The organism is Hydrogenophaga sp., from assembly GCF_011390835.1.
Taxonomy (GTDB): domain Bacteria; phylum Pseudomonadota; class Gammaproteobacteria; order Burkholderiales; family Burkholderiaceae_C; genus Hydrogenophaga.
Genome location: NZ_JAABRQ010000001.1, coordinates 148,000 through 173,192 on the forward strand (window position 1 = coordinate 148,000; position 25,193 = coordinate 173,192).

The following is a 25,193-nucleotide window of genomic DNA, read 5'->3' on the forward strand; positions in this document are numbered from 1 at the left end:
CGAGCCTGGTGGGCTCAGGGGTTCCAGGTCAGAAAGTTGCGGTACAGCGCCAGGCCCTGGTCGGCGCTTTTTTCGGGATGGAACTGGGTGGCGAAAATGTTATCGCGTGCCACGGCCGCTGCAAAGCGCCCACCATAGTCTGCTTCGCCCACGTTGTGCTGGGCGCTGACGGGCTGGGCGTAGTAGCTGTGCACGAAATAAAAATAGGCGCCGTCATCAATGCCATCCCACAGCGCGTGCGCAGGGCCTCGGCCGAGGTCGTGGAACACCTGGTTCCAGCCCATTTGCGGCACCTTGAACCGGCTGCCATCGGCCTGCAGCCGCCCTTGCAGGCGAAACTGCCGCACCTCGCCCGGGATTAGGCCCAGGCCGGGGGTGTCGCCCTCCTCGCTGTGATCAAGCAGCATCTGCATGCCGACGCAGACCCCAAACAGAGGCTTGTTGGCGGTGGCGTGCAAGACCGCGTCCAGCAAGCCGGACGTCGCCAGGCCACGGGTACAGTCCGCCATGTGGCCTTGGCCAGGCAGCACGATGCGCTCCGCATCCAGCACTGCCCGGGGGTCGGATGTGACGGTCACCTCCAGCCCGCTGCCGGCCGCGACATGGGCCACAGCCTGCGACACTGAGCGCAAATTGCCGCTGCCGTAATCAACTACTGCCACTGTCTTGCGTGTCATGAGACGGCAGGGTTTACAACGAACCTTTGGTGGAGGGGATCATCTGGCCCATGCGCGGGTCCCGCTCCAGCGCCATGCGCAGCGCACGGGCGAAGGCCTTGAACACCGTTTCAGCCTGGTGGTGGGCGTTTTCACCGTGCAGGTTGTCGATGTGAAGGGTGACGCTGGCATGGTTCACAAAACCCTGGAAAAACTCGAAGGCGAGCTGGGTGTCAAAACCACCGACCATGCCGCTCTTGAATGGCACGCGCATGTGCAGCCCTGGACGGCCCGAAAAATCGATCACCACGCGCGACAGCGCTTCGTCCAGCGGCACGTAGGCGTGACCATAGCGGCGGATGCCTTTTTTGTCGCCCACCGCCTGGGCAAAGGCCTGGCCAAGCGTGATGCCCACATCTTCCACCGTGTGGTGGCCGTCAATGTGCAGGTCGCCTTGGGCCTGGATGTCCAGATCGATCAGCCCGTGGCGTGCGATCTGGTCGAGCATATGGTCAAAAAAACCGATGCCCGTGGACAGCTTGGCCGTGCCGGTACCGTCGAGGTTGACGCGCACACGGATCTGCGTCTCGCTGGTGTCGCGCTGGACGTCGGCGATGCGGTCGGTGGCGGCGGGGGTGGGGGTGGTCATAAACAGTCTGGCAAGGCGCTGATGAGCGAGGCGTTTTCGGCTGGGGTACCGACCGTCAGACGCAGACACTGGCCCAGCAATGGGTGCATTTTAGAAACATTCTTCACCAGCAAGCCACGCGCCTTCAGACCATCGAAGCAGCGTTGCGCATCGGGCACACGCGCCAGCACCATGTTGGCGTCGCTGGGGAACGGCGTCACACCGGGCATGGCCGCCAGCGCGTTGATCAGGACTTCGCGCTGCTCGCAAATCTGGCGCGCCTGAGCGGCGAAAACCTCAGCATGCTCCAGCGCAAACAGGGCGCACTCGGCATTGAGCACGCTCACGTTGTAGGGCGGTCGCAGCTTGTCCACCTCGTCCACCAGCGCCTTGGGGCCGAGCAGGTAGCCCAGGCGCACGCCAGCGAGGCCCAACTTGGACAGTGTGCGCATCAGCAACACGTTGGCATTTGCCCCTGGCTGGGAGCGCATCTCGGTCAGCCAGCTGCGGCTGGAAAACGGCTGGTAGGCCTCATCCATCACCACCAGACCGCCGAAGGTCGCGACCTCTGCAATCAGGCTGCGGATCACCGCGGCATCCCACAGGTTGGCGGTGGGGTTGTTCGGGTAGGCCAGGTAAGTGATGGCTGGCTGGTGCTGCCGGAGTGCCTCCACCATGGCGGACTCATCCAGCTCGAAGTCGGCGGTGAGGGGCACACCGTGAAAGGCCAGCCCCTGCAGCTGCGCACTCATGGCATACATCACGAAGCCGGGTAGCGGCGCCAGGATGGAGGCGCCCGGGGTGTCGCAGGCCATGGCGAGCAGCGAGATCAGCTCATCGGACCCGTTGCCCACCATCAGGGCATGACCTGGCGGCAGGTCCACATAGGCACACAGGGCGCGCCTCAGATCGTCCACGCGGGCGCCGGGGTAGCGGTTGATGGCCACCGCCCCCAGCCGCTCGCCCAATTGCTTTTGGAGCTCGGCTGGCAGGGAGAACGGGTTTTCCATCGCATCGAGCTTGACCATGCCCGCCGCATCCTGGACAGCGTAGGCGTGCATGGACTGGACGTCCTGACGGATGAAGCGCAAGTGGCTTGTCATGTGGCCTTTCGCATCGGAGGTACGTCCGTCAGCCGCAATTCGGCTGCCCGCGCGTGCGCCTGCAGGCCTTCGCCGTAGGCCAGTTCGGCGGCGATGACGCCCAGCGCCTGCGCGCCCGCAGCGCTGACCTCGATCAGGCTGCTGCGCTTCTGGAAGTCGTACACACCCAGAGGCGACGAAAACCGCGCTGTGCCGCTGGTGGGCAGCACGTGGTTGGGACCAGCGCAGTAGTCGCCCAGGCTTTCGCTGGTGTACGCGCCGAGGAAGATCGCGCCCGCGTGCTTGAGCAATGGCTCCCAGCGGTGCGGGTCGGTGCTGGACACCTCCAGGTGCTCGGGCGCGATACGGTTGCTGATGGCGCAGGCCTCTTCCATGCTGCGGGTGTGGATCAGCGCGCCGCGGTCGCTCAGACTTTTGGCGATGATGGCTGCTCGCGGCATGGTCGGCAGCAGGCGGTCAATCTCGGCCTGCACCAAGTCGATATAGGCCGCATCGGGGCACAGCAGAATGCTTTGCGCCAATTCATCGTGCTCGGCCTGGCTGAACAGGTCCATGGCAATCCACTCGGCGGGCGTGCTACCGTCGGCCAGCACCAGGATTTCGCTCGGTCCGGCGATCATGTCGATGCCCACGGTGCCGAACACGCGCTTCTTGGCACTGGCCACGTAGGCGTTGCCCGGGCCTGTGATCTTGTCCACCTTGGGCACGGTCGCGGTACCGTAGGCCAGCGCCGCCACGGCTTGCGCGCCACCGATGGTGAAGGCGCGGGTAACACCGGCCACATAAGCGGCCGCCAGCACCAGGGCGTTTTTCTCGCCGCGCGGCGTCGGTACGACCATGACGATTTCGGCTACGCCCGCCACATGCGCCGGAATGGCGTTCATCAAAACGCTCGACGGGTAGGCCGCCTTGCCACCCGGCACGTAAATGCCCACACGGTCCAGCGGCGTGACCTTCTGGCCCAGCAAGGTGCCGTCGTCGTCACGGTAGCTCCAGCTTTCGCCGCTGGCCTTCTTCTGGGCCACGTGGTACTGGCGCACGCGGTGTGCAGCGGCCTCCAGGGCGGCTCGCTGGGCCGTGGGCAGGCGGTCGAATGCAATCTTGAGCTCGGCCTGGGTCAGCTCCAGCTCGTGCACGCTGGAACGCTCCAGACCGTCAAAGCGCGCGGTGTATTCCAGGACCGCCGCATCGCCGCGCAGTTGCACATCGGCCAGGATATCGGCCACGCGATGCTCGATCGCGCCGTCGGTTTCGGCGGACCAGTGCAGGCGGGCGGCGAACCGGGTTTCAAAATCGGCGTCGGCCGTGGACAGGCGGACGGGTTGGGCAGCAAGGCTCATGGTGTCGGATCGGCGGTCTTGGCGATGGCCTGGGCGAAAGCGTCGATGATGGGGCGGATGCTGGCCTGCTTGAGCTTGAGCGCGGCCTGGTTGACCACAAGCCGCGAGCTGATGTCCATGATGTGCTCGACCTCGACCAGCTGGTTGGCCTGCAGGGTCTTGCCAGTGGACACCAGGTCGACAATGGCATCGGCCAAGCCGGTGAGCGGCGCGAGCTCCATGCTGCCGTAGAGCTTGATCAGGTCCACGTGCACACCTTTGCCCGCGAAAAACTCGCGCGCTATTGCTGTGTATTTGGTGGCCACGCGCAGGCGAGAACCCTGACGCACAGCAGAGGCGTAGTCAAAGTGCGCCGGCACAGCCACGCTCATGCGGCATTGGGCGATCTTCAGGTCCAGCGGCTGATACAGGCCCTGGCCGCCATGCTCGATCAGCGTGTCCTTGCCGGTCACCCCCAGGTCGGCGCCGCCGTACTCCACATAGGTCGGCACGTCCGAGGCGCGCACCAGCACCACGCGCACATCGGCATGGCTGGTCGGCAGGATAAGCTTGCGAGAGGTTTCTGGGTCTTCGAGCACCTGAATGCCGGCGGCGGCCAGCAGCGGCAGCGTCTCGTCGAAGATGCGGCCTTTGGAAAGAGCGAGGGTGATCATTGGCGTCTGTGCTTCACTTGAAACGGACAATATCCGCACCGATGCCACGCAGCTTTTCTTCCATCTGGTCGTAGCCCCGATCCAGGTGGTAGATGCGGTCGACCACGGTCTGTCCCTCGGCCACCAGCCCAGCGATCACCAAGCTGGCCGAGGCGCGCAGGTCGGTGGCCATGACGGTGGCGCCCGAGAGCCGCTCGATACCCTCGACCACGGCCACCTTGCCATCGGTCTGGATGCGTGCGCCCAGGCGCACCAGCTCGTTGACGTGCATGAAGCGGTTTTCGAAGATCGTCTCGGTCACCTTGGCTGTGCCCTCGGCGATGCAATTGAGCGCCATAAACTGCGCCTGCATGTCCGTGGGAAAGCCTGGGTACTCGGTGGTGCGGAAGCTTTGTGCCTTGAGCCGGCCGGTCGACCGGATGCGGATGAAAACGCCCGCCGCCTCCTCGCCCGCTTCGATCTCGGCCCCTGCTTCCAGCAATTTGTCGATGACCGCGTCCATGTGGTGTGCGCGCGCGTGGCGCAGCACCACATCGCCGCCAGTGGCTGCCACCGCGCAGAGGAAGGTGCCGGCCTCAATGCGGTCGGCCACCACCTGGTGGGTGCAGCCGTGCAACCGCTCCACGCCCTGGATATGGATGCGACTGGTGCCGTGGCCTTCGATCTTGGCGCCCATGGCGATGAGCATCTCGCACAGGTCGGGAATCTCCGGCTCCTGAGCGGCGTTCTCCAGCAGCGTTTCGCCCTCCGCCAGCGCGGCCGCCATGAGGAAGTTCTCGGTACCGGTCACGGTCACCATGTCGGTGGCAATGCGCGCGCCATGCAACCGGCTGCGCCCCTGCGGCAGGCGCGCCACCATGTAGCCATGTTCGACCACGATCTCGGCGCCCATGGCCTGCAAGCCCTTGATGTGCTGGTCCACCGGACGGGAACCAATCGCGCATCCGCCAGGCAGCGACACCTTGGCATGGCCAAAACGCGCCAGCAGCGGACCCAGCGCCAGCACCGAGGCGCGCATGGTCTTGACCAGCTCGTAAGGCGCCTCGGGCTGGATCGGGTCGGCCGCGTGGAATGACATGCCGCCGCGATCGCCATGGGTCTCGGTCTTCACACCCATGTTGTCGAGCAGCCGGCGCATGGTGGCCACATCGTGCAGGCGAGGCATATTGAGCAGACGTACCGGCTCATCGGTCAGCAGCGCTGCGCACATTTCAGGCAGCGCCGCGTTCTTGGCGCCCGAAATCGTGACTTCGCCTTTGAGGGCACGGCCACCGGTGATTCGCAATTTGTCCATAAAGCTCTTGTGTTGAAGTGTCCTGTTCAGCAGCCGGCGCGCGGTGTCTCTAAGCAGCGCCCACCGCAGAACCGGCTTGGCCGGGCTGCAGGTGGGGTCCCCCGTGGGGGGAAGGCGCGCAGCGGCGCAGGGGGGTCATCGTGCTTTCCATTCGGCAGGCGTGTGCGTCTTCATCGACAAGGCGTGCACCTCGTCGTTCTGGATGCGCGCACCCAGCGTGTCGTAGACCCGTTTGTGGCGCGCAATCAGGCGCAGGCCTTCGAAGGCCGATGAAACGATCACGGCCGACCAGTGGCGGCCATCACCCGACACCTCGATGTGCTCGCAGGGCAGTCCGGCGGTGATCAGTTGTTGCAATTGTTCAGCTGTCATGTTGAATGGTGTCAGTGACGGATCTTGTAACCGATGCGCAGCAGGTGCAGCGCCAGCGCGCTCACCCCCAGCAAAGCCCCTCCCACCAGCAACAGGCTAAGCCAGGGAGAGGTGTCGCTGACGCCAAAAAAGCCATAGCGGAAGCCATCGATCATGTAGAAAAACGGGTTGAGGTGACTCACCTGTCGCCAGAATTCGGGCAGGGAATGGATGGAGTAGAACACGCCCGAAAGAAAGGTCATGGGCATGATGATGAAGTTCTGGAAAACCGCCATCTGGTCAAACTTCTCGGCCCACAGACCAGCGATCAGGCCGAGTGCGCCCAGCAGCGCAGCACCCAGGATGGCGAACGCCAGCACCCACAGCGGCGCGACCAGAGAGGGCTGGGCAAACCACCACGTGGCCAGCAGCACCCCAGCACCCACCGCCAAGCCTCGCACCACCGATGAGCCCACGTAGGCAAAAAACCAGGCGCGGTGGGACAGAGGCGTGAGCATGAGAAACACGAGATTGCCCATGACCTTGCTTTGCACCATCGAGCTGCTGCTGTTGGCAAACGCGTTCTGCAACACGCTCATCATCACCAGGCCAGGCAGAAGAAACGCCGTGTAGCTGACCGAGTCGTACACCTGCACCCGGTCTTCCATCACGTGGCCAAAGATCACGAGGTAAAGGATGGCGGTGATGACGGGGGCGGCCACCGTCTGAAAACCAACCTTCCAGAAGCGCAGGATTTCCTTGTAGAACAGGGCTTGCCAGCCTCTCATGGCAGCACCTCGGCAGACTTGGCCGGGCGCGGGGTGGCGCTGGTGAGGTCGAGGAACACATCTTCCAGGTCGGCCTTGCGGATCTCGATGTCCTCGGGCGCCACGCCCGCCTCACGCAAGCGCGCGAGGGTGTGCTCGACCGCCAGCGCATCGATGGCCGGCAGCTGCACCACGCGGCCGGTCACACGGGCCTGCGCAGCCAGATCGGCGGGTAAGGTCGCGTCGGTCTTGAAGCGCAGCACGTTGGACGCGGCGCGCGCAAGCAGTGCCGAGGTTTTCTCCAGCGCCACGACCCTGCCCTGCTTGAGCATCGCAATGCGCCCGCACAGCGCCTCAGCCTCTTCCAGATAGTGGGTGGTCAGCAGCACCGTGCTGCCCAGGCGCTTGTTGAGATCGGAGATGAAGTGCCACAGCGTCTGGCGCAGCTCCACATCCACGCCGGCAGTGGGTTCATCAAGCACGATGACAGGCGGCTTGTGCACCAGCGCCTGCGCAATCAGCACGCGGCGCTTCATGCCGCCCGAGAGCTGGCGCATGTTGGCGCCCGCTTTGTCGGCCAGTCCGAGGCCGTCGAGCAGCTCATTGATCCAGGCGTCGTTGTGACGGATGCCGAAGTAGCCCGACTGAAAACGCAGCGCCTCGCGCACATTGAAGAAGGGGTCGAACACCAGTTCCTGCGGCACCACGCCGAGCTGACGGCGTGCAGCCTGGTAGTCGGACTGCACATCGTGGCCGTGTACCCGGACTTGGCCGCTGGTGGCGCGGGACAGACCGGCGAGGATGCTGATCAGCGTGGTCTTGCCCGCGCCATTGGGCCCGAGCAGGCCAAAGAACTCGCCAGGCTCAATGTCGAACGACACATCCTGCAACGCGTGCAGGTCGCCGCGGGGAGACGAGTAGATCTTGGAGACGTGCTGAAAAGAAACGGCGGGCATGGCGGCGGGGAGAGACCCCAGGGATGGCGGCGGCGCACGGGACATCCGCGCCCCTCAGGCCAGCCTTCCATTTTAAGCGCCATGCCCGTCAGGTGCTGAGCCGCGCTGGAATTACCGACGGCGCTCAGGTCGGCAGCAGCTCGCTCACACCGTAGAGTGCCATCAGGTCGCTCAGTCGCTGAGGCGGGTTGCTCAAGGCCAGGGAGCGGCCCTGCTGCTGGAGTTCGCGGCGCAATTCCAGCAGCACCGCCACCGCCGAGCTGTCCAGGACCTGCAGGCCTTGGGCGTCGAGTGTCACCGCCGGCCCGGCCTGCTGAGCCAGGCTTTGCCGAAGCTGCAGCAGCGCCTGAGCTGCGCCTTGCATGGTCAGCTGCTCAGGCAGGGTAAAGCGGGTGGAGTCAGCGACCATGGTGATCGGCTCAACTCGCCTTGGCGCTGCTGTTGCTCTTGTTGCGCTGGCTAAGGGTTTCGATCAGCCCGTCCAAACCTTTGGAGCTTATCTCCTGCGCGAACTGGGTGCGGTAGGTCTCGACCAGCCAGATACCCAACACATTCAGGTCGTAGATCTTCCAGCCGTCTGGCGTCTTCTCCAGGCGGTAGTCGAGCTGGATCGGCTCACCTCGGCCACGCACCTCGGAGCGCACCACCACCTCGGTGTCTTCAGCACGGGCCCGGAAGGGCTTGAAGCTCACCGTCTGGTCCTTGACCTCGCCCAGCGCGCCAGAGTAGGTGCGCACGAGCAGGGTTTTGAACTCATCCTGGAGCTGCTTTTGCTGGGCCGGCGTGGCCTGGCGCCAGTAGCGGCCAACAGCCGATGAGGTCATGCGCGAAAAATTCACGTTGGGCATGATCTTGCCGTCCACCAGCGTCACGATGCGGTTGATGTCGCCGGCCTGGATGGCGGGGTCTGCCTTCACGGCGGCCATGACATCGCCCGAAATGCGTTTGATCAGCGCGTCCGGTGCTTCTTCAGCCGCCTGGGCCACCCAAGGTGCCAGGCTCAGGGCAGACAGCGCCAGTGCGCCCAGCCAGTTGCGTCGATTGAACACTTGATTGCCTTTCCGGACCTCGTGGGTCCTGTCGCTGCGTATGACCCGCAGCTTAACGTTTTGGAGGGCCCCCACCGAGCCCGGTTCCCATCTTCACCGGAACTTCACGTGAACACCCGGTGTTCAATTGCTGGATTCTGTATCTTGCGTGCCATAGCGCACGCCGATGCCCAGCTCTCGGATCGAGTCGATCTGGTTCTGGCGGCGCTGTAGGTAGATGTCTCGCGTGAAGCTGTATTTGTCCAGCGCGGCGCCTTCCAGCATGGAGGTGGCCCGCAGCAGGTTGGCCCGCGTCTCCACCGCGCGCAAGGCGGTCAGGCTGTTGCGGGTTGCCACGTCGCTCACATTGTTCACCAGATCACCGCGGGTTTCGATGCCGAACCCCGCCGCATCGCGGATCGAAGAGGGCCCAAAGATCGGCAGCACCAGGTAAGCACCAGGTGGCACGCCCCAGCGGCCCAATGTCTGGCCGAAATCGAGTTGGGTGCGGTCGATGCCCATTTCCGATGCGATATCGAGCAGACCGCCCAAACCCAACAGGGTGTTCACACCAAAACGCAGGAAATTTTCGGTGGCCTCGCGCGGGCGCAGCTGCAGCGTGGCGTTGGCACCTGACCAGACATCGCGAAGGTTGCCGAAAAAATTGCTCACACCGGTGCGCACCAAGTCGGGCGTCACGTCGCGGTACACCGTGGCCACGGGTTTGAGCACCGCGCCGTCCACGACATCGTTGAACTCCGAGACGCCGCGGTTGAATGGCTCCAACGGGTCGCGCGGGCTGGCGTTGGGCCCGGAGGCACAGCCGGCCAGGACCGCACCAAGGAGCACCGCACTACCCCTTTTGCAGATCAAAGACCAAATCGACATGAACACTCCCGGAAATGGTGGCGTCGCCATTCTGACTGCGTTACGCACCCACTGCCCGTGCGGCTGGCAGTAGACCCCTCAAGCGAGGGGTAGACGCTCACTGCGCGGCGCCCGATCCGCTATCGGCAGCGCGGTTGAAGAGGAACTGGCCGATCAGGTTTTCCAGCACGACAGCCGATTGCGTCTGAGTGATCACGTCACCGGCGGCCAGGTTCTGCTCGGAGCCGCCCGGCACTAGGCCGATGTACTGGTCGCCAAGCAGACCGGCGGTCAGAATCTTGGCCGAAGAATCCTTGGGAAAGGCCACGTCGGCGCTGAGCTCCATGCTGACCACGCCTTGGAACGTGGTGCGATCGAGCGAGATGCCAGTGATGCGGCCCACGTTGACCCCGGCCGAGCGCACCGGCGCGCGAGCCTTGAGGCCGCCGATGTTGTCAAACCGAGCCTGTACCGAGTAGGTCTGCCCGGTGCCGGTGAAGCTGGTGAGGTTGGCGGCCTTGAGGGCCAGGAACAGCAGGGCCAGCGCGCCCATCGCGACAAACAGACCAACCAGAATTTCTATGCTTTTTTTGTTCATGTGCACTCCTACGGAGAATCAGGGGGTCGAAAACATCAGGGCAGTCAGGATGAAGTCCATGGCCAGCACGCCCAGCGACGCCGTCACCACGGTGCGCGTGGTGGCGTAGGCCACACCCTCGGGCGTGGCCTCGGTTTCATATCCCTGGTACAGCGCCACCGCGGTGCAAATGACGCCGAACACCATGCTCTTGACCACACCATTGCCCACGTCGCGCCACACATCCACGCCGCTTTGCTGGATGGACCAGAAATTGCCGGCATCGATGCCGATCAGCAGCACCGCCACCACGTAAGCACCCAGGATGCCGATGGCCGAAAACAGCGCAGCCAGAATCGGCATGGAAATGATGCCCGCGAGAAAACGCGGGGCCAGCACGCGGGCACGGGGGTCGATAGCCATGAGTTCCATCGCCGCGATCTGTTCGCCCGCTTTCATGAGGCCGATTTCGGCCGTGAGCGAGGTACCGGCACGACCGGCAAACAGCAAGGCCGCGACCACCGGGCCCAGTTCACGCACCAGGGCTAGGTTGACGATGAGACCCAGCGACTCGGCCGCACCATAGGTAGTGAGCGCGTAGTACATCTGAAGCGCCAAAACAAAGCCCACCGACAGGCCCGAGGCGAGAATAATCACCAGCGAGCGGTTGCCGATGGCGTGAATCTGCTGCACCACCAGACCGAAGCGGCGCAACGACGCCGGCACAGCCTGCAGCAATTCCAGGAAAAAGATCGCGCCATGGCCCCAGCGCTCCAGCAGATTCAAGGCGATCTGGCCCAGTCGTTGCAGCGCGTTCATGCCGAGGGCCTCACACCAAAGTCTTCGGCCACCGGGGGCGCGGGGTAGTGGAACTTGATCGGTCCGTCGGGTTCTCCGCGCACAAACTGCCGCACCTCGGCGTCGGTGCTGTCCATGAGTTCCTTCGGCGTGCCCTGGGCCACGATCCGGCCACCGGTGGCCATGAGCACCACCCAGTCGCTGATGGCCATGCACTGGGGCACGTCGTGCGAAATCAGCAAGGCGGTGGCGCCGGTAACGTCGGTCAGCGTGCGGATCAGCTTGCCGGCCACGCCCATGGACACCAGATCCAGGCCAGCAAATGGCTCGTCGTACATGATGAGTTCGGGGTCCAGCGCAATCGCGCGCGCCAGCGCGATGCGTCGCGCCATGCCGCCCGACACTTCGCTGATGCGCAGCCCGGCGGCGCCGCGCAAACCCACCGCGTTGAGCTTCATCAACACGATATCGCGGATCAGCACCTCGGGCAGATCGGTCATCTCGCGCAGCGGGAAAGCGACGTTATCGAACGCCGACAAGTCGGTGAACAGGGCACCGAACTGGAACAGCATGCCGAGACGGCGGCGTAGGCGGAACAACTGTGCTTTGTCGCGTGTGTCGACCACCTCACCGTCGAACACCACGCGCCCGCTGTTGGCCGCGTGCACGCCGCCGATGAGGCGCAAGAGCGTGGTCTTGCCACAACCAGAACCGCCCAGCACGGCCGTGATCTTGCCGCGCGCGAACTTCAGCGAGATGTCGTTGAGGATGGTGCGACGGCTGTCATAGCCGAAGGTCACACGATCGATTTCGATGAAAGGGGCGTCGCTCATGGGGCCAGAAAAAACTTTTGGCATTGTCGCATGAGGGTAAATCCTAGGTGGTCAGCGGATACTCGCGCACAGGACAGTGCCGAGCCAAGCTCGGCTCGGCGATCAAGCGACCTCTCCTATCTAGGGCGAGCACCGCAGGGCCATGGTGAGACGGCTTGGGCGCGAGGCGCGAACCCTGGAGGCGGTGGAACCGGCTCCGCCGGGCCACTCGTATCGCCCCCTCGGGGGGTCGCGCGCAGCGCGGCGGGAGGGGGCCGATCTACCGCGGCAGGTCGGAGAAGCCCATGAGAAACTCGTCCACCGAGCGAGCAGCCTGGCGGCCTTCTCGGATCGCCCACACAACCAGGCTCTGGCCGCGGCGCATGTCGCCTGCGGCGAACACTTTGGGCAGGCTGGTCGCATAGCCACCGCTGAACTCTGTGGTGGCCTTCGCGTTGCCGCGAGCGTCTTTGTCGACGCCAAAACTGTCGAGCACGCTCGACACCGGGTTCACGAAGCCCATGGCCAACAACACAAGGTCAGCCTGGTAGGTCTTCTCGGTGCCCGGGATTTCGACCAGCTTGCCGTCCTTGAACTCAACGTGCACCGTCTGCAGGCCCGTGACCTGGCCCTTTTCACCCAGAAACGCCTTGGTCGAAATCGCGAACTCGCGCACGCACCCTTCTTCGTGGCTGGAACTGGTGCGCAGCTTGAGCGGCCAGTAGGGCCACACCAGCGGCTTGTTCTCCTCTTCGGGCGGCTGCGGCATCACTTCAAACTGCGTCACGCTGGCCGCGCCGTGGCGGTTGCTCGTGCCCACGCAGTCGCTGCCGGTGTCGCCGCCACCGATAACGATCACGTGCTTACCTGTGGCCATGATCTGGCCTTTGAGCTTGTCGCCTGCATTGACCTTGTTCTGCTGGGGCAGAAACTCCATGGCGAAATGGATGCCTTTGAGTTCACGGCCGGGCACCGGCAAGTCGCGGCTTTGCTCCGAGCCACCGGTGAGTACCACGGCGTCGAAATCCTTCTGCAGCTCGGCAGGCGAAATCGATGACTTGGCCCAGTTGGTGACCTTGCTGTCCTTGGGCCAATCGCCTACCACGACGCCGGTGCGGAATACCACACCTTCAGCCTCCATCTGCGCCACGCGGCGGTCGATATGGCTCTTCTCCATCTTGAAATCGGGGATGCCGTAGCGAAGCAGGCCGCCCACGCGGTCGTTCTTCTCGAACACCGTCACATCGTGGCCCACTCGGGCTAGCTGCTGGGCGGCTGCCATGCCGGCCGGGCCGGAGCCGACCACGGCCACCTTCTTGCCGGTCTTGTGCTGGGGCGGCTGGGGCTTGACCCATCCTTCAGCCCAGGCACGGTCGATGATGGCGTGCTCAATGCTTTTGATGCCGACCGCGTCGTCGTTCACGTTGAGCGTGCAGGCGGCCTCGCAAGGCGCGGGACAGATGCGCCCGGTGAACTCGGGGAAATTGTTGGTGCTGTGCAGCACCGTGATGGCGTTGTGCCAGTCGCCCTGGAAGACCAGGTCGTTGAAGTCGGGAATGATGTTGTTGACCGGGCAACCGCTGTTGCAGAACGGTGTGCCGCAGTCCATGCAGCGCGCTGCCTGAACCTTGGCCTGCCCATCATCGAGACCGATCACGAATTCCTTGTAGTTTTTCAATCGCTCGGGCACAGGCTTGTAGCCTTCTTCCAGACGCTCGTATTCCATGAAGCCGGTGACTTTTCCCATGATGCTTGCCTTGTTCGTGTGTGGTTGCAGACCGTCGGTGCTTACTTGCCAGTGGCCAAGGCCTGCTTGGCCGAGCCTTTGGCTTTGTGGGTCGCCTCAGCCGCCGACTTGCGGGCATGGATTTCGCCCAGCGCGCGCCGGTATTCGTTCGGGAACACCTTCACGAACTTGCTGCGCGCTTCACTCCAGTTGTCCAGCAGTTCGCGGGCACGGCGGCTGCCGGTCCAGCGGTTGTGGTCTTCGAGCAACTTGCGCAACTGCGCTTCATCGTTCTGACCTCGGTGCCAGATGGCGGGCTCCATAGTGGCGGTCTGCTCGGTGGCGGTCAGCACCTTGTCCAGGCTCACCATCGCGGTGTTGCAACGCTGGGCGAACTGGCCGTCTTCGTCGTAGACATAGGCCACGCCACCGCTCATGCCGGCGGCAAAGTTGCGCCCGGTCTTGCCCAGCACGGCCACGGTGCCGCCCGTCATGTACTCGCAACCATGGTCGCCCGTACCCTCCACCACTGCGGTGGCACCCGAAAGTCGCACCGCGAATCGCTCACCCGCCACACCATTGAAGAAGGCTTCGCCGGTGGTGGCGCCGTACATCACGGTGTTACCCACGATGATGTTCTTGACGGGGTCGCCGCGGAAATCCACGCTGGGGCGCACGACCACACGGCCGCCCGAAAGGCCTTTTCCGGTGTAGTCGTTGGCGTCGCCGATCAGGTAGAGCGTGATGCCATTGGTGAGGAAAGCGCCGAATGACTGCCCGCCCGTGCCTTCCAACTGGATGTGGATGGTGTCGTCGGGCAACCCTTCAGGGTGCACTTGCGTGACTGCGCCCGACAGCATGGCGCCCACCGAGCGGTTGACGTTGCGCGCCACTTCCATGAATTTGACCTTCTCGCCCTTGTCGATAGCGGCACGCGATTTGGCAATGAGCTTCTGATCCAGGGCCTTTTCCAGGCCGTGCTCCTGCCCTTCGGTGTGCAGGCGTGGCACATCGGCCGGCACATCGGGCATGGCGAGCAAGCGGGTGAAGTCCAGGCCACGGGCTTTCCAGTGATCCAGGCCCTGCTTCATGTCGAGCAAGTCGGCGCGGCCGATCAGATCGTCAAACTTGCGAATACCCAGCTGCGCCATGATCTGGCGAGCCTCCTCGGCGATGAAGAAGAAATAGTTCACCACGTGCTCGGGCTTGCCCGAGAACTTCTTGCGCAGGACCGGGTCCTGCGTGGCCACGCCCACCGGGCAGGTGTTGAGGTGGCATTTGCGCATCATGATGCAGCCTTCGACCACCAGCGGTGCGGTGGCGAAGCCGAACTCGTCTGCACCAAGCAGGCCGCCAATGACCACGTCGCGCCCGGTCTTCATCTGGCCGTCGGCCTGCACGCGTATGCGGCTGCGCAGGCGGTTGAGCACCAGGGTCTGCTGGGTTTCGGCCAGCCCGATTTCCCAGGGGCTGCCGGCGTGCTTGATGGACGACCAGGGCGAAGCGCCCGTGCCACCGTCGTGTCCGGCGATCACCAGGTGGTCGGCCTTGCACTTGGCCACACCGGTGGCGATGGTGCCGACACCGATTTCCGACACCAGCTTGACGCTGATCGAGCTGTGGGGTGCCACGTTTTTCAGATCGTGAATCAGCTGCGCCAGGTCTTCGATGGAGTAGATATCGTGGTGTGGCGGCGGGCTGATGAGGCCCACGCCGGGCACGCTGTGGCGCAGCTTGCCGATGTAGTCCGACACCTTTCCGCCGGGCAGCTGGCCGCCCTCACCGGGCTTGGCGCCCTGGGCCATCTTGATCTGGATCTGGTCGGCGCTGTTGAGGTACTCGGCGGTGACACCGAAACGGCCCGAAGCCACCTGCTTGATCTTCGAGCGCATCGAGTCGCCATCCTGCAGCGTGTAGTCGACTTCGAACACGTCCTTGCCCAGCAGGTCAGACATGGTCTGGCCCTGCTTGATCGGGATGCCCTTGAGTTCGTTGCGGTAGCGCAGCGCGTCTTCACCGCCTTCGCCCGTGTTGCTCTTGCCGCCAATGCGGTTCATCGCCACTGCCAGGGTAGCGTGAGCCTCCGTGGAAATCGAGCCCAGTGACATGGCGCCGGTGGCGAAGCGCTTGACGATCTCGCTGGCCGGTTCCACTTCGTCGAGCGCAATGGCCTTGGCCGGATCCAGCTTGAATTCGAACAGGCCGCGCAGCGTCATGTGGCGGCGGCTCTGGTCGTTGATGATCTCGGCGTATTCCTTGTAGGTGTTCCAGTTGTTGGCGCGCGTGCTGTGCTGAAGCTTGGCGATGGCATCAGGCGTCCACATGTGCTCCTCGCCACGCACGCGCCAAGCGTATTCACCGCCGGCGTCGAGCAAGGTGGCGAGCACCGGGTCCTCGCCAAATGCGGCCTTGTGCATGCGGATGGCTTCTTCGGCGATTTCAAACACGCCAATGCCTTCGACCCGGCTGGAGGTGCCGGTGAAGTACTTCTTGATGGTGTCGCTGCTCAGGCCAATCGCCTCGAAGAGCTGGGCACCGCAGTAGCTCATGTAGGTGCTGACACCCATCTTGGACATGATCTTCGACAGGCCTTTGCCAATCGCCTTCACATAGTTGGCAATGGCCTTTTCGGGACTGAGATCGCCGGGCAAGTCCTTGTGCAGGGTTGCCAGCGCTTCCATGGCCAGGTAGGGATGAACGGCTTCGGCGCCGTAGCCCGCGAGAACAGCAAAGTGGTGCACTTCGCGCGCGGTGCCGGTTTCCACCACCAGACCGGCGGTGGTGCGCAGGCCTTCGCGCACCAGATGCTGGTGGATGGCCGAGAGGGCCAGCAGCGCGGGGATGGCGATTTGCGTGGCGCTGACAGCACGATCGCTGACGATCAGGATGTTCTTGCCACCCTTGATCGCGTCCACCGCCGAAGCACACAATGAAGCCAGTTTGGCCTCTACCCCTTCATGGCCCCAGGCCGCGGGGTAGGTGATGTCGAGCACGTGGCTGCGGAACTTGCCTTGGGTGAAGGCGTCGATGTTGCGCAGCTTGGCCATGTCGGCGAAGTCAAGCACCGGCTGGCTGACCTCCAGCCGCATGGGCGGGTTGATCTGGTTGATGTCCAGCAGGTTGGGCTTGGGACCGATGAACGACACCAACGACATCACGATGGCCTCGCGTATCGGGTCGATGGGCGGATTAGTCACCTGCGCAAACAACTGTTTGAAGTAGTTGTAGAGGGGTTTGTTTTTGCTGGAGAGCACGGCCAGCGGGCTGTCGTTGCCCATGGAGCCAATCGCCTCTTCACCCGCGCGGGCCATCGGCGCGAGCAGGAATTTCACGTCTTCCTGGGTGGTACCAAAGGCCTGCTGGCGGTCGAGGAGCGAGACATCACTGGGCAGTGGCTCGGCGGTGGCGGGGCCTTCCACGTCATCGAGCTTGATGCGAAGGTTTTCGATCCACTGCTTGTAGGGCTTGGTGTTAGCGAGGTTTGACTTGAGCTCCTCGTCGTCGATCATGCGGCCCTGCTCTAGATCGATCAGGAACATCTTGCCGGGCTGCAGGCGCCACTTGCGCACGATCTTGTTTTCCGGCACCGGCAACACACCGGATTCGGAGCCCATGATCACGAAGTCATCGTCGGTGATGCAGTAGCGCGAGGGGCGCAGGCCGTTACGGTCCAGCGTGGCGCCAATCTGGCGTCCGTCGGTGAACACAATGGAGGCCGGGCCGTCCCAGGGCTCCATCATGGCGGCGTGGTACTCGTAAAAGGCCTTGCGGCGCGGGTCCATGCTGGTGTGCTGTTCCCAAGGTTCAGGAATCATCATCATGACAGCCTGCGCCAGTGGGTAGCCGGCCATGGTCATGAGTTCGAGCACGTTGTCAAACGTGGCGGTGTCGGACTGGCTGGGAAAGCTAATGGGGTAGAGCTTCTTCAGGTCGTCGCCCAGCACCGGCGAGCTCATCACCCCTTCACGCGCCTTCATCCAGTTGTAGTTGCCCTTGACGGTGTTGATCTCGCCGTTGTGCGCTACGTAGCGGTAGGGGTGGGCCAGCGGCCACTCGGGGAAGGTGTTGGTGGAGAAACGCTGGTGCACCAGACCCAGGGCCGAGACGCAGCGCGGGTCTCGAAGGTCATTGAAATAGGTGCCCACCTGGTCGGCCAGCAACAGGCCCTTATAGACCACGGTGCGGCTGCTCATGCTCACCACGTAATACTCTTTGCTGTGCGTGAGCTTCAGGCGCTGGATGTTGCCGCTACAGGTCTTGCGAATCACATACAACTTGCGCTCCAGCGCGTCCTGCACGATCACGTCCGTCCCGCGGCCAATGAACACTTGGCGCATCACCGGCTCTTTCGCCCGCACCGTGGGCGACATGGGCATGTCGCGATTGACTGGCACATCGCGCCAGCCCAGCAGCACCTGGCCTTCAGCAGCAATGGCGCGCTCCATTTCCTGCTCGCAGGCCATGCGCGAAGCGTGCTCCTTGGGCAAAAACAACATGCCCACGCCGTATTCGCCGGGCGGCGGCAGCGTGATGCCCTGGGACGCGAACTCTTCGCGGTAAAGGGCGTCAGGCAACTGGATCAGCAGACCAGCACCGTCGCCCATGAGCTTGTCGGCACCCACCGCACCCCGATGGTCCAGATTTTCCAGAATCTTGAGGGCCTGGCCCACGATGGCATGACTTTTCTCGCCCCGGATGTGTGCCACAAAGCCCACGCCACAGGCGTCATGCTCATGTGCCGGGTCGTACAGACCGTGTTGCTGGAGGTATTGCTGCTCGGCTGCCGTGGTCATGGCGCATCCTTCTGGGTTGGGTGTGTGTCGCAAAAAATTTGCAAGCAGGGGAGGATAGTGCAACGCAACAAAAATGCCAACCTCAATAATTGGGGTCAGATTCCAATTACTTTGGGATCACAGCATGAAGCATTTAATTGGGGACATATTAAAGGTTCGGCGTTGCCCGGGGGGGGGCGAGGCTCAGGCTTCGCGCGGCACCGAGAACGGGCGCCCCGCCTTCAAGCGTGTCGCACGGCGCTCGGTGCGGCGCTGAAGATCAGCCAGAAAGTCAGCACTTCCTAACGCCCAGCCCTTGAGCGTGGCGTCGGTCAAGGCCTGCTGGTCGGCAGCGCTCAGGCCGCCCTGCACCAGTTCTGCATAGGCCGCCTCGCGGGCAAACGGCGTGTTGCCCAGCACCCAGAACAAGGGGTGCGGCGTGATGAGTTTGTCGTGCTGCAAGCCAATGTTGTGCCCGTGGCTGGACCACGGGTAGTCCCGCGCCTGCGCCACCAGGCCAGCGCGCACCGGGTTGAGGTCGATGTAGGCCATGCAGGCCAGCAGGTAGCGGTCGGGTTCGATCAGTGTGGAACGGTAGCGCCCCTCCCACAGCGTGCCGCTGCGACCATGCGCGTCGTTGAAATGGCGCACATAGCGCCGCCCCACCGCCTGCATCATCTGCGGCAAGCTGCTGTCGGTCCCCGGTGTGACCAACAGATGAAAGTGGTTGCTCATGAGCACATAGGCATGCACTGCCACCTGGAACTTCTCTGCGTACTCGGCCCAGAGCGCGAGCAGTGCGTGCCGGTCTGCATCGCTGGCGAAAATGGCCTGGCGGTTATTGCCCCGCTGAATCACATGGTGCGGGTAACCCGGAATGATGAGGCGGGGAAGACGGGCCATGGGTGGATGGGTGTTTGGCGTTCAGGGTAGTCAGCACATGATAATTGGAATCTGACCCTTATTTTCTCTAAATACTTCCGGTGCATGAACCACCTTATCAATCACCATTCTGCAAAACTTTTGCAAAAAGCGCCCATCCAATTAGAGTGAATACGCAAACCACAAAAATCCAATAGATTGCCTTTTCAAACCGAGACATCCGATCCCAAGTCTCTTTATTTGGCCCTCCGGGTGCTACCATATTTTGATGACCTTTAAGAATGTAATAGATTATGGCAGATTGATATCGAATTCCGACCGCCCCATCCTTAACTTCAAATAAACAGAAACCAGAATAAACACTATCGAAAATGAACTCACCCCAGCCAAAAAGCAATCTTGCATCATTATGCTAGCCAAAGGCCTTGGAGCAAAAGGGAAAAGTAGAGCAGAGATAACCAAGAGCGCCAAAGAAAGCACATGTGTACGCTGGTTGTGAATCGCGATACCGAGATGACTCAACGAACCGGCAATACCGCCAATAATATTGATGTACCCGTGCTAATTTTGCGCCATCGCTGACACTCTTTGGTTGACGAGTCGGGCAAATCTGACAGTCGATTCATTGTCGATCGAGGCTATTGGTGGGACTATTGAGCACGAAACTTTGAACTGGGTTCTGACGCCACTCATGCGTACTGGCCCTGTCAGCCCGTAGCCATCAGTACCAAACCCAAAACCGCAAACGATGCCAGAAAAAGGCGTTTGAACAGGGCTTCAGACAACCTTTTCTGAATCAGGGTGCCCAGCACCAGGCCCAAGGCCACCGGCACACACGCAGCCAGTGATGCCTGGCTCAGCGCCATGGTGGTCTTGCCCATCAACCAGAGCGAGCCCAGCATGCCAACGGCAGACAGCAAATAGAGCATGCCCATGGCACCGAGCAAGTCTGCCTTGGACAGTCCGACAGCGCGCAAATACATCACGCCCGGTACCGAAAAACAGCCTGTCATTCCTGTGAGCACCGCGTTCAGCGAGCCGGCCACGAACGCGACGGTCGGGTTCTGCGCCCAGGGGAAAACCCGGTCTTTGCCCCACAGTGTCCACACGCTGTAAATCAAGATGATGAGGCCCAACAAGCGCTGGTAAGGCATTGCAGGCACATAGACAATGGCAGCTACACCCAGTGGGATCAACCACACCGCCGCCAACATGAATACCCAGAGCCGGCGGGCGATGCGACGCCAATCACCATTGACCCACATCTGCCACACGTTGGTCGCGATGGTCGGAAGGGCAATGAGCAGCATAGCCGTTGGGATGTCCACCACCAGTGCACCCAAGCCAATGCCAATGGTCGGCAGCCCGAACCCGACGGTACCTTTGACCAGCCCCCCCAGCAGGAAAATCAGCGCAAGCAGCATCAAGCTGTGGGTGGTCAACATGTTTCAGGGCACTCCGCACGGGATGGCGGCAGTATGCATGAGAGTCTGCACAGACGCCTGTCTCGCATCCCAAATCAAAATTATTGGGGCGCTAGAGGGTACTGGCTGCCCTGGGCCATGGAGCCCTCACCCTGGGGCCATACGCGAGCAAGGGGAGAGGCTGCGTGTGGGTACGCCCCGGTATGAACCTTCTGGCCGAACTCAGGGCAATATCGCACCAGTGGCTTCGCAACCCTCAGACAGCAGGCGACTTCCCAGGCCTTCCATGCCCCGCCCACACCCGCTGCAATTGAAGGGCCACCCCCACCCCCAACAACGAACACGCGCCCGTGGCCATCCAAGTCCAGTGCCAGCCGCCCACCTGCACCGCCAGCCAGGCCACGGTTGGTGGGCCCACGAACTGGCCCAGGGCGGAGAGTTGCTGCATCCAGCCCACGGTTGTGGAGACGGTGTCGGCATCGGGCGCGAGGTGCACGGCGACGCCAAACAGGGTGCCAGGAATGAGGCCGCCGACGGCAGAGAACACCAGCACGGCCAAGTATTGCAACCACAACGGACCCACGTCGCCGAAGGCCATTGCCGCACCCAGCGCCATGCTGATGTAGGCCGCCTGCAGCACCCGGCCCGGTCGGGCACCACTGGCTAGCAGGCGGCCGGCAGCCACATTGCCCAGCATGTTGACGCCGGCGGCCAGTGCGGTGAGCGCACCCAGGACAGCCCCGCTGTATCCCGCCTGGTGGTAAAGCGTAGGCAGGAAACCGATCACCGCCAGCCACTGGCCAGAGTAGAGAAAAAACGCCAAGCCAACCAACCAGGGACCTGGTGAATGCAGCGTGCGCTGCAGTCGCGGGCCAAGCGCGGCCACACCACCCGACGCAGCCAGCGCCGCAGGCGGCGACACCCGCCAGCTGAACACCGCGCAAGCCAGCAAGGCCAGCGCGCTCAGGATCAGCCAGGTGCCACGCCATCCGACACCACCGATAAGCGCCGCGCCGAGCAAGAGCGCCAGCGCGGTACCGAGCGGCATGTAGGCGCCCCACCAGCCCAGCGCGCGCGCCAAGGTGGGCGCGTGCATCACGCGTTGGCGCAGCAGTCCAGGGGCGGGCAGCACCGCCAGCAAGAAGCCCAGACCCTCAACCACCCGCGAGGCCAGCAACCAGCCTACGCCGGGCGCCAGCGCACCCAGCGCGCTGCCCGCCGCCAGCAGCAACAGGCCCACCTGCATGACGCGCCGCGGCCCGACCCGATCGGCCAGCAGGCCGACGAACAGGCCCAGCGTCATACCCGCGAGTTGAACCAGCGAGAGCAAAAAACCGGCCTGAATCAGGCTCAGGTCCAGCGCGATCTGGAGCACTGGGATGGCCACCGGCAGCTTGCCGATGTGCAGCGCGGCGGTGACGCCCACGCCAAACACCAGCCAGGCCAGGCGCTGCGCTGAGCGTGCTGACGCGTCCGGTGGAGCCTGAAGCTCGGCAGCCAAGGGTTTCAGGGAAACAGCACGCGACCGAACAAACGCTCATGCTCGCGGATGGCGAACCGGTCGGTCATGCCGGCGATGTAGTCGGCCACGGCACGCGCGCGTTGTCGCGGCGAGGCGTGGGGCAACACGTGGGAATCGGGCATCTCCTCAGGCGCGTCGAGATAACGCGTGAACAGATCGCTCACCACGCGGCGTGCGCGGTCCGTGGTTTCCATGACCTGCGGATGCCGGTACAAGTTGCGCAAGAGGAAGGACTTGAGTACCTGGCTCTCGGCGCGCATGGCAGGCGAAAACGCCACCAGCGGCGGCGCTCGGCGTACCGCGTCGGCGTCGGGGAGGTTGAGCACATCGATGGCCGCTTGGGTGGTGCGGATCACGTCGTAGACCTGCTCGCTGAGCATCAGGCGGATGGACTCAAACAGCAGGCGGCGACCTTCCAGCTTTGGGTGATCGGTTAGGGCCTGCGCGCGGAAACGCTCGAACAGCGGCACCTCGGCGAGCTGCTCCAGAGACAACAGGCCGGAGCGCACACCGTCGTCTATGTCGTGCGCGTTGTAGGCAATCTCGTCAGCCAGGTTGCAGAGCTGGGCTTCGATAGATGGCGAGCCGCCGTTCAGAAAACGAGCGGCCACGCCACCCGGCTCTTGCACCTCCAGGCGCTGCGCGTTGGCGCGCGAGCAGTGTTTGAGAATGCCTTCCCGGGTTTCAAAGCAGAGGTTGAGTCCATCGAAGCTGGGGTAGCGCTCTTCTAGCTGATCGACTACGCGCAGGCTTTGCAGGTTGTGTTCAAACCCCCAGCCGAGTGCATCACCGTCTGAATCGGGGTCGGCCAGCGCTTGCAGGCTGGCGTGCAGGGCGTCTTGGCCCGCGTGACCGAAGGGTGTGTGGCCCAGATCGTGCGCCAGCGCGATGGCCTCCACCAGGTCTTCGTTGAGCCGCAGTGAGCGCGCGATGCTGCGAGCGAGCTGAGCCACTTCCAGCGAGTGGGTGAGGCGGGTGCGAAACAAATCGCCCTCATGATTCAGGAACACCTGGGTCTTGTAGACCAAGCGACGAAACGCGGTGGAATGGATGACGCGATCGCGATCGCGCTGATACGCTGTTCGCGTGGGCGCCTCGGGCTGAGGGAAACGACGGCCGCGGCTGCGGGCGGAGTCGCTGGCGTAAGGGGCGAGGCCTGTCAAGCCGGCCTCACTTGCAGCGCTCATGCCGGGATGCAGCTGGCGTCGATCACCTTCGCCACCAAAGCGTCGGGCGCGCTGCGCACCGTGGCCAGACCCGGCCCGTCGATCAGCACAAACTTGATCTCGCCGGCCTCGGCCTTTTTGTCCACGCGCATCAACGACAAGTAGCGGTTGGAGTTGTCAGCCGCATCAAGCACCGGCGCCACCACCGGCAAACCCGCGCGGCGCACCAGCGACGTCAACCGCTCGACAAAAGCCGCGTCGACCAGTCCCAGGGCCTCTGACAGGCGCGCGGCCATGACCAGACCGCAACCCACTGCTTCGCCATGCAGCCACTGGCCGTAGCCCAGGCCAGCCTCGATGGCATGACCGAAGGTGTGGCCAAAATTGAGGATGGCGCGCAAGCCGGACTCCCGTTCGTCCTGGCCCACCACCCAGGCCTTGATCTCGCAGCTTCGGCGCACCGCGTAGGCCATCGCATGGGACTCTTGCATGAGCAGTTCGTCCAGATGCGATTCGATCCACTCGAAGAACGCCATGTCAGCGATGGGGCCGTACTTGATCACCTCGGCCAAACCGGCGCTCAGTTCACGCGCTGGCAAGGTCTTGAGCGTATCCAGATCGCAGATGACGCGCAGCGGCTGATAAAAGGCGCCGATCATGTTCTTGCCCAGCGGGTGGTTGATGGCTGTTTTGCCACCCACGGAAGAATCCACCTGAGCCAGCAATGTGGTCGGCACCTGCACAAACGGCACGCCGCGCATGTAGCTAGAGGCTGCAAATCCAGTCATGTCGCCGACGACACCGCCACCGAGCGCGAACAGCACCGTCTTGCGGTCACAGGCGTGAGAGAGCAGCTCGTCAAAAATCCGGTTGAGAGTCTCCCAGGTCTTGAAGCTCTCTCCATCGGGCAGTTCGACCGTGTGCACCCGTTCGTACCGGCCAGCCAGCGCGGCTTGCAGACGCTGCGCATACAGCGGAGCGACGGTGGTGTTGGTCACGATCAGCGCGGTGGCAGCCCTCGGCAGGCCGGCGTAGCTGGTGTTGGCATCCAGCAGACCGGTTCCAATCAGGATGGGATAGCTGCGGTCGGCCAAATCGATGTCGACCTGTTGCGGACCGGTGGTCGCTCCGGCGGGAATGGATTGAGGCGTCATCCCTCCGAGTTTAGGGCAGGCCCATGCGACAGGCACTGCTGCGGCGCGTGGTACTGCTCCGTGACCCGCACGCAAGGCAACTCCTGGCCAGACGTAGCAAGCAGATGGCCCGATCCAGGCAACATGAATTCGGCGGCACGCCGGGCTCAAAGCCCAAGCGTGAAATCAGGTTTTCGGCGTTACCGCCGGCTGAGAGGGAGCAACAAGCCCGGCCATTTCGAGCTGCATCAAGATCATGTTGACCAAGGTCGCCACCGAAGGCCGCCCCGTTTCGATCACGAAGTGCGCGGTTTCGCGATACAAAGGATCGCGCTCTTCGTACAGATCGCGCAGCCGTTGCAAGGGGTCCTCTACCTGCAGCAGCGGACGCTTTCGGTCGTGGCGCAACCGGCGGAACAACTCTTCTGGAGTGGATCGAAGATAGACCACCTGCCCCCGTTCGCGCAGGCGCTGCCGGTTCATGGGGCGCAAAACCGAGCCACCACCCGTTGAGATGACTGCAGGCTCTCCCCGGCTGATTTCATCCAGCACACTGGACTCGATCTCGCGAAAGCGCTCTTCTCCCGCGTGTTCGAAATACTCACGGATTGAGCAGCCTAGTCTCTGCTCGATCACATGATCCGAGTCCAGGAAGGGCAGCTGCAAACGCCGCGATAGCTGCCTTCCAACGGTGGATTTGCCGGAACCCGGCAGACCCACGAGAACCAGTCTCTTCAC

The 25,193-nt window shown here is 63.2% G+C and carries 23 protein-coding genes; all 23 read right to left on the reverse strand.

The window, feature by feature from the left end:
* Window positions 1–14 precede the first annotated feature (14 nt).
* Entirely contained in the window at window positions 15–677 is a 663-nt protein-coding gene (gene hisH / locus GPT34_RS00750) for an imidazole glycerol phosphate synthase subunit HisH (RefSeq protein WP_291008336.1), read from the reverse strand.
* Between the two features lie 13 nt (window positions 678–690).
* On the reverse strand, window positions 691–1,305 hold the full coding sequence (gene hisB / locus GPT34_RS00755; protein ID WP_291008338.1) for an imidazoleglycerol-phosphate dehydratase HisB: 615 nt from the start codon (window positions 1,303–1,305) through the stop codon (window positions 691–693).
* Entirely contained in the window at window positions 1,302–2,387 is a 1,086-nt protein-coding gene (gene hisC / locus GPT34_RS00760; protein WP_291008341.1) for a histidinol-phosphate transaminase, read from the reverse strand. Before hisC ends, hisB begins: the two co-directional genes overlap by 4 nt.
* Window positions 2,384–3,727 (reverse strand): histidinol dehydrogenase, encoded by a 1,344-nt coding sequence (gene hisD / locus GPT34_RS00765; protein WP_291008343.1) that lies wholly within the window; start codon window positions 3,725–3,727, stop codon window positions 2,384–2,386. The genes hisC and hisD overlap by 4 nt, the downstream gene beginning before the upstream one ends.
* Window positions 3,724–4,380 carry an ATP phosphoribosyltransferase gene (gene hisG / locus GPT34_RS00770; protein WP_291008346.1) on the reverse strand — a complete coding sequence of 219 codons (657 nt, stop codon included), beginning with the start codon at window positions 4,378–4,380 and terminating at the stop codon, window positions 3,724–3,726. The genes hisD and hisG overlap by 4 nt, the downstream gene beginning before the upstream one ends.
* Before the next feature lie 13 nt (window positions 4,381–4,393).
* Window positions 4,394–5,674: a UDP-N-acetylglucosamine 1-carboxyvinyltransferase gene (gene murA / locus GPT34_RS00775; protein WP_291008349.1), complete on the reverse strand. Its 1,281-nt coding sequence runs from the start codon at window positions 5,672–5,674 to the stop codon at window positions 4,394–4,396.
* A 135-nt stretch (window positions 5,675–5,809) separates the two neighbouring features.
* On the reverse strand, window positions 5,810–6,046 hold the full coding sequence (locus GPT34_RS00780; protein WP_291008352.1) for a BolA family protein: 237 nt from the start codon (window positions 6,044–6,046) through the stop codon (window positions 5,810–5,812).
* An 11-nt stretch (window positions 6,047–6,057) separates the two neighbouring features.
* On the reverse strand, window positions 6,058–6,813 hold the full coding sequence (locus GPT34_RS00785; protein ID WP_291008355.1) for an ABC transporter permease: 756 nt from the start codon (window positions 6,811–6,813) through the stop codon (window positions 6,058–6,060).
* Window positions 6,810–7,748 (reverse strand): ABC transporter ATP-binding protein, encoded by a 939-nt coding sequence (locus tag GPT34_RS00790; protein WP_291008358.1) that lies wholly within the window; start codon window positions 7,746–7,748, stop codon window positions 6,810–6,812. Before GPT34_RS00790 ends, GPT34_RS00785 begins: the two co-directional genes overlap by 4 nt.
* Before the next feature lie 124 nt (window positions 7,749–7,872).
* Complete coding sequence (locus GPT34_RS00795; RefSeq protein WP_291008361.1) at window positions 7,873–8,157, reverse strand: STAS domain-containing protein; 285 nt, start codon at window positions 8,155–8,157, stop codon at window positions 7,873–7,875.
* A 10-nt stretch (window positions 8,158–8,167) separates the two neighbouring features.
* Window positions 8,168–8,797, reverse strand: coding sequence for an ABC transporter substrate-binding protein (locus GPT34_RS00800; RefSeq protein ID WP_291008364.1), 630 nt, complete (start codon window positions 8,795–8,797; stop codon window positions 8,168–8,170).
* A gap of 123 nt (window positions 8,798–8,920) precedes the next feature.
* Window positions 8,921–9,664 carry a VacJ family lipoprotein gene (locus tag GPT34_RS00805; RefSeq protein WP_291008367.1) on the reverse strand — a complete coding sequence of 248 codons (744 nt, stop codon included), beginning with the start codon at window positions 9,662–9,664 and terminating at the stop codon, window positions 8,921–8,923.
* A 97-nt stretch (window positions 9,665–9,761) separates the two neighbouring features.
* A complete protein-coding gene (mlaD, locus tag GPT34_RS00810; RefSeq protein ID WP_291008370.1) occupies window positions 9,762–10,241 on the reverse strand; it encodes an outer membrane lipid asymmetry maintenance protein MlaD in 480 nt (159 codons plus the stop codon).
* Between the two features lie 18 nt (window positions 10,242–10,259).
* Window positions 10,260–11,039, reverse strand: coding sequence for a lipid asymmetry maintenance ABC transporter permease subunit MlaE (gene mlaE, locus GPT34_RS00815; RefSeq protein ID WP_291008373.1), 780 nt, complete (start codon window positions 11,037–11,039; stop codon window positions 10,260–10,262).
* On the reverse strand, window positions 11,036–11,851 hold the full coding sequence (locus GPT34_RS00820; protein ID WP_291008376.1) for an ATP-binding cassette domain-containing protein: 816 nt from the start codon (window positions 11,849–11,851) through the stop codon (window positions 11,036–11,038). The genes mlaE and GPT34_RS00820 overlap by 4 nt, the downstream gene beginning before the upstream one ends.
* Window positions 11,852–12,110: 259 nt before the next feature.
* Window positions 12,111–13,577 (reverse strand): glutamate synthase subunit beta, encoded by a 1,467-nt coding sequence (locus GPT34_RS00825; RefSeq protein ID WP_291008379.1) that lies wholly within the window; start codon window positions 13,575–13,577, stop codon window positions 12,111–12,113.
* A 41-nt stretch (window positions 13,578–13,618) separates the two neighbouring features.
* The gene (locus GPT34_RS00830; RefSeq protein ID WP_291008382.1) at window positions 13,619–18,349 is read right to left on the reverse strand and encodes a glutamate synthase-related protein; all 4,731 of its coding nucleotides are present in this window, start codon (window positions 18,347–18,349) and stop codon (window positions 13,619–13,621) included.
* Between the two features lie 183 nt (window positions 18,350–18,532).
* Window positions 18,533–19,231: a transposase gene (locus GPT34_RS00835; protein ID WP_291008385.1), complete on the reverse strand. Its 699-nt coding sequence runs from the start codon at window positions 19,229–19,231 to the stop codon at window positions 18,533–18,535.
* 686 nt (window positions 19,232–19,917) lie between these two features.
* On the reverse strand, window positions 19,918–20,655 hold the full coding sequence (locus GPT34_RS00840; RefSeq protein WP_291008388.1) for a sulfite exporter TauE/SafE family protein: 738 nt from the start codon (window positions 20,653–20,655) through the stop codon (window positions 19,918–19,920).
* Window positions 20,656–20,890: 235 nt separating this feature from the next.
* Entirely contained in the window at window positions 20,891–22,135 is a 1,245-nt protein-coding gene (locus GPT34_RS00845; protein WP_291008391.1) for an MFS transporter, read from the reverse strand.
* A gap of 5 nt (window positions 22,136–22,140) precedes the next feature.
* The gene (locus tag GPT34_RS00850) at window positions 22,141–23,343 is read right to left on the reverse strand and encodes a deoxyguanosinetriphosphate triphosphohydrolase (RefSeq protein WP_291008394.1); all 1,203 of its coding nucleotides are present in this window, start codon (window positions 23,341–23,343) and stop codon (window positions 22,141–22,143) included.
* Window positions 23,340–24,476, reverse strand: a complete 1,137-nt coding sequence (gene aroB, locus GPT34_RS00855) for a 3-dehydroquinate synthase (RefSeq protein ID WP_291008397.1) — start codon at window positions 24,474–24,476, stop codon at window positions 23,340–23,342. The genes GPT34_RS00850 and aroB overlap by 4 nt, the downstream gene beginning before the upstream one ends.
* Before the next feature lie 165 nt (window positions 24,477–24,641).
* Complete coding sequence (locus GPT34_RS00860) at window positions 24,642–25,193, reverse strand: shikimate kinase (RefSeq protein ID WP_291008400.1); 552 nt, start codon at window positions 25,191–25,193, stop codon at window positions 24,642–24,644.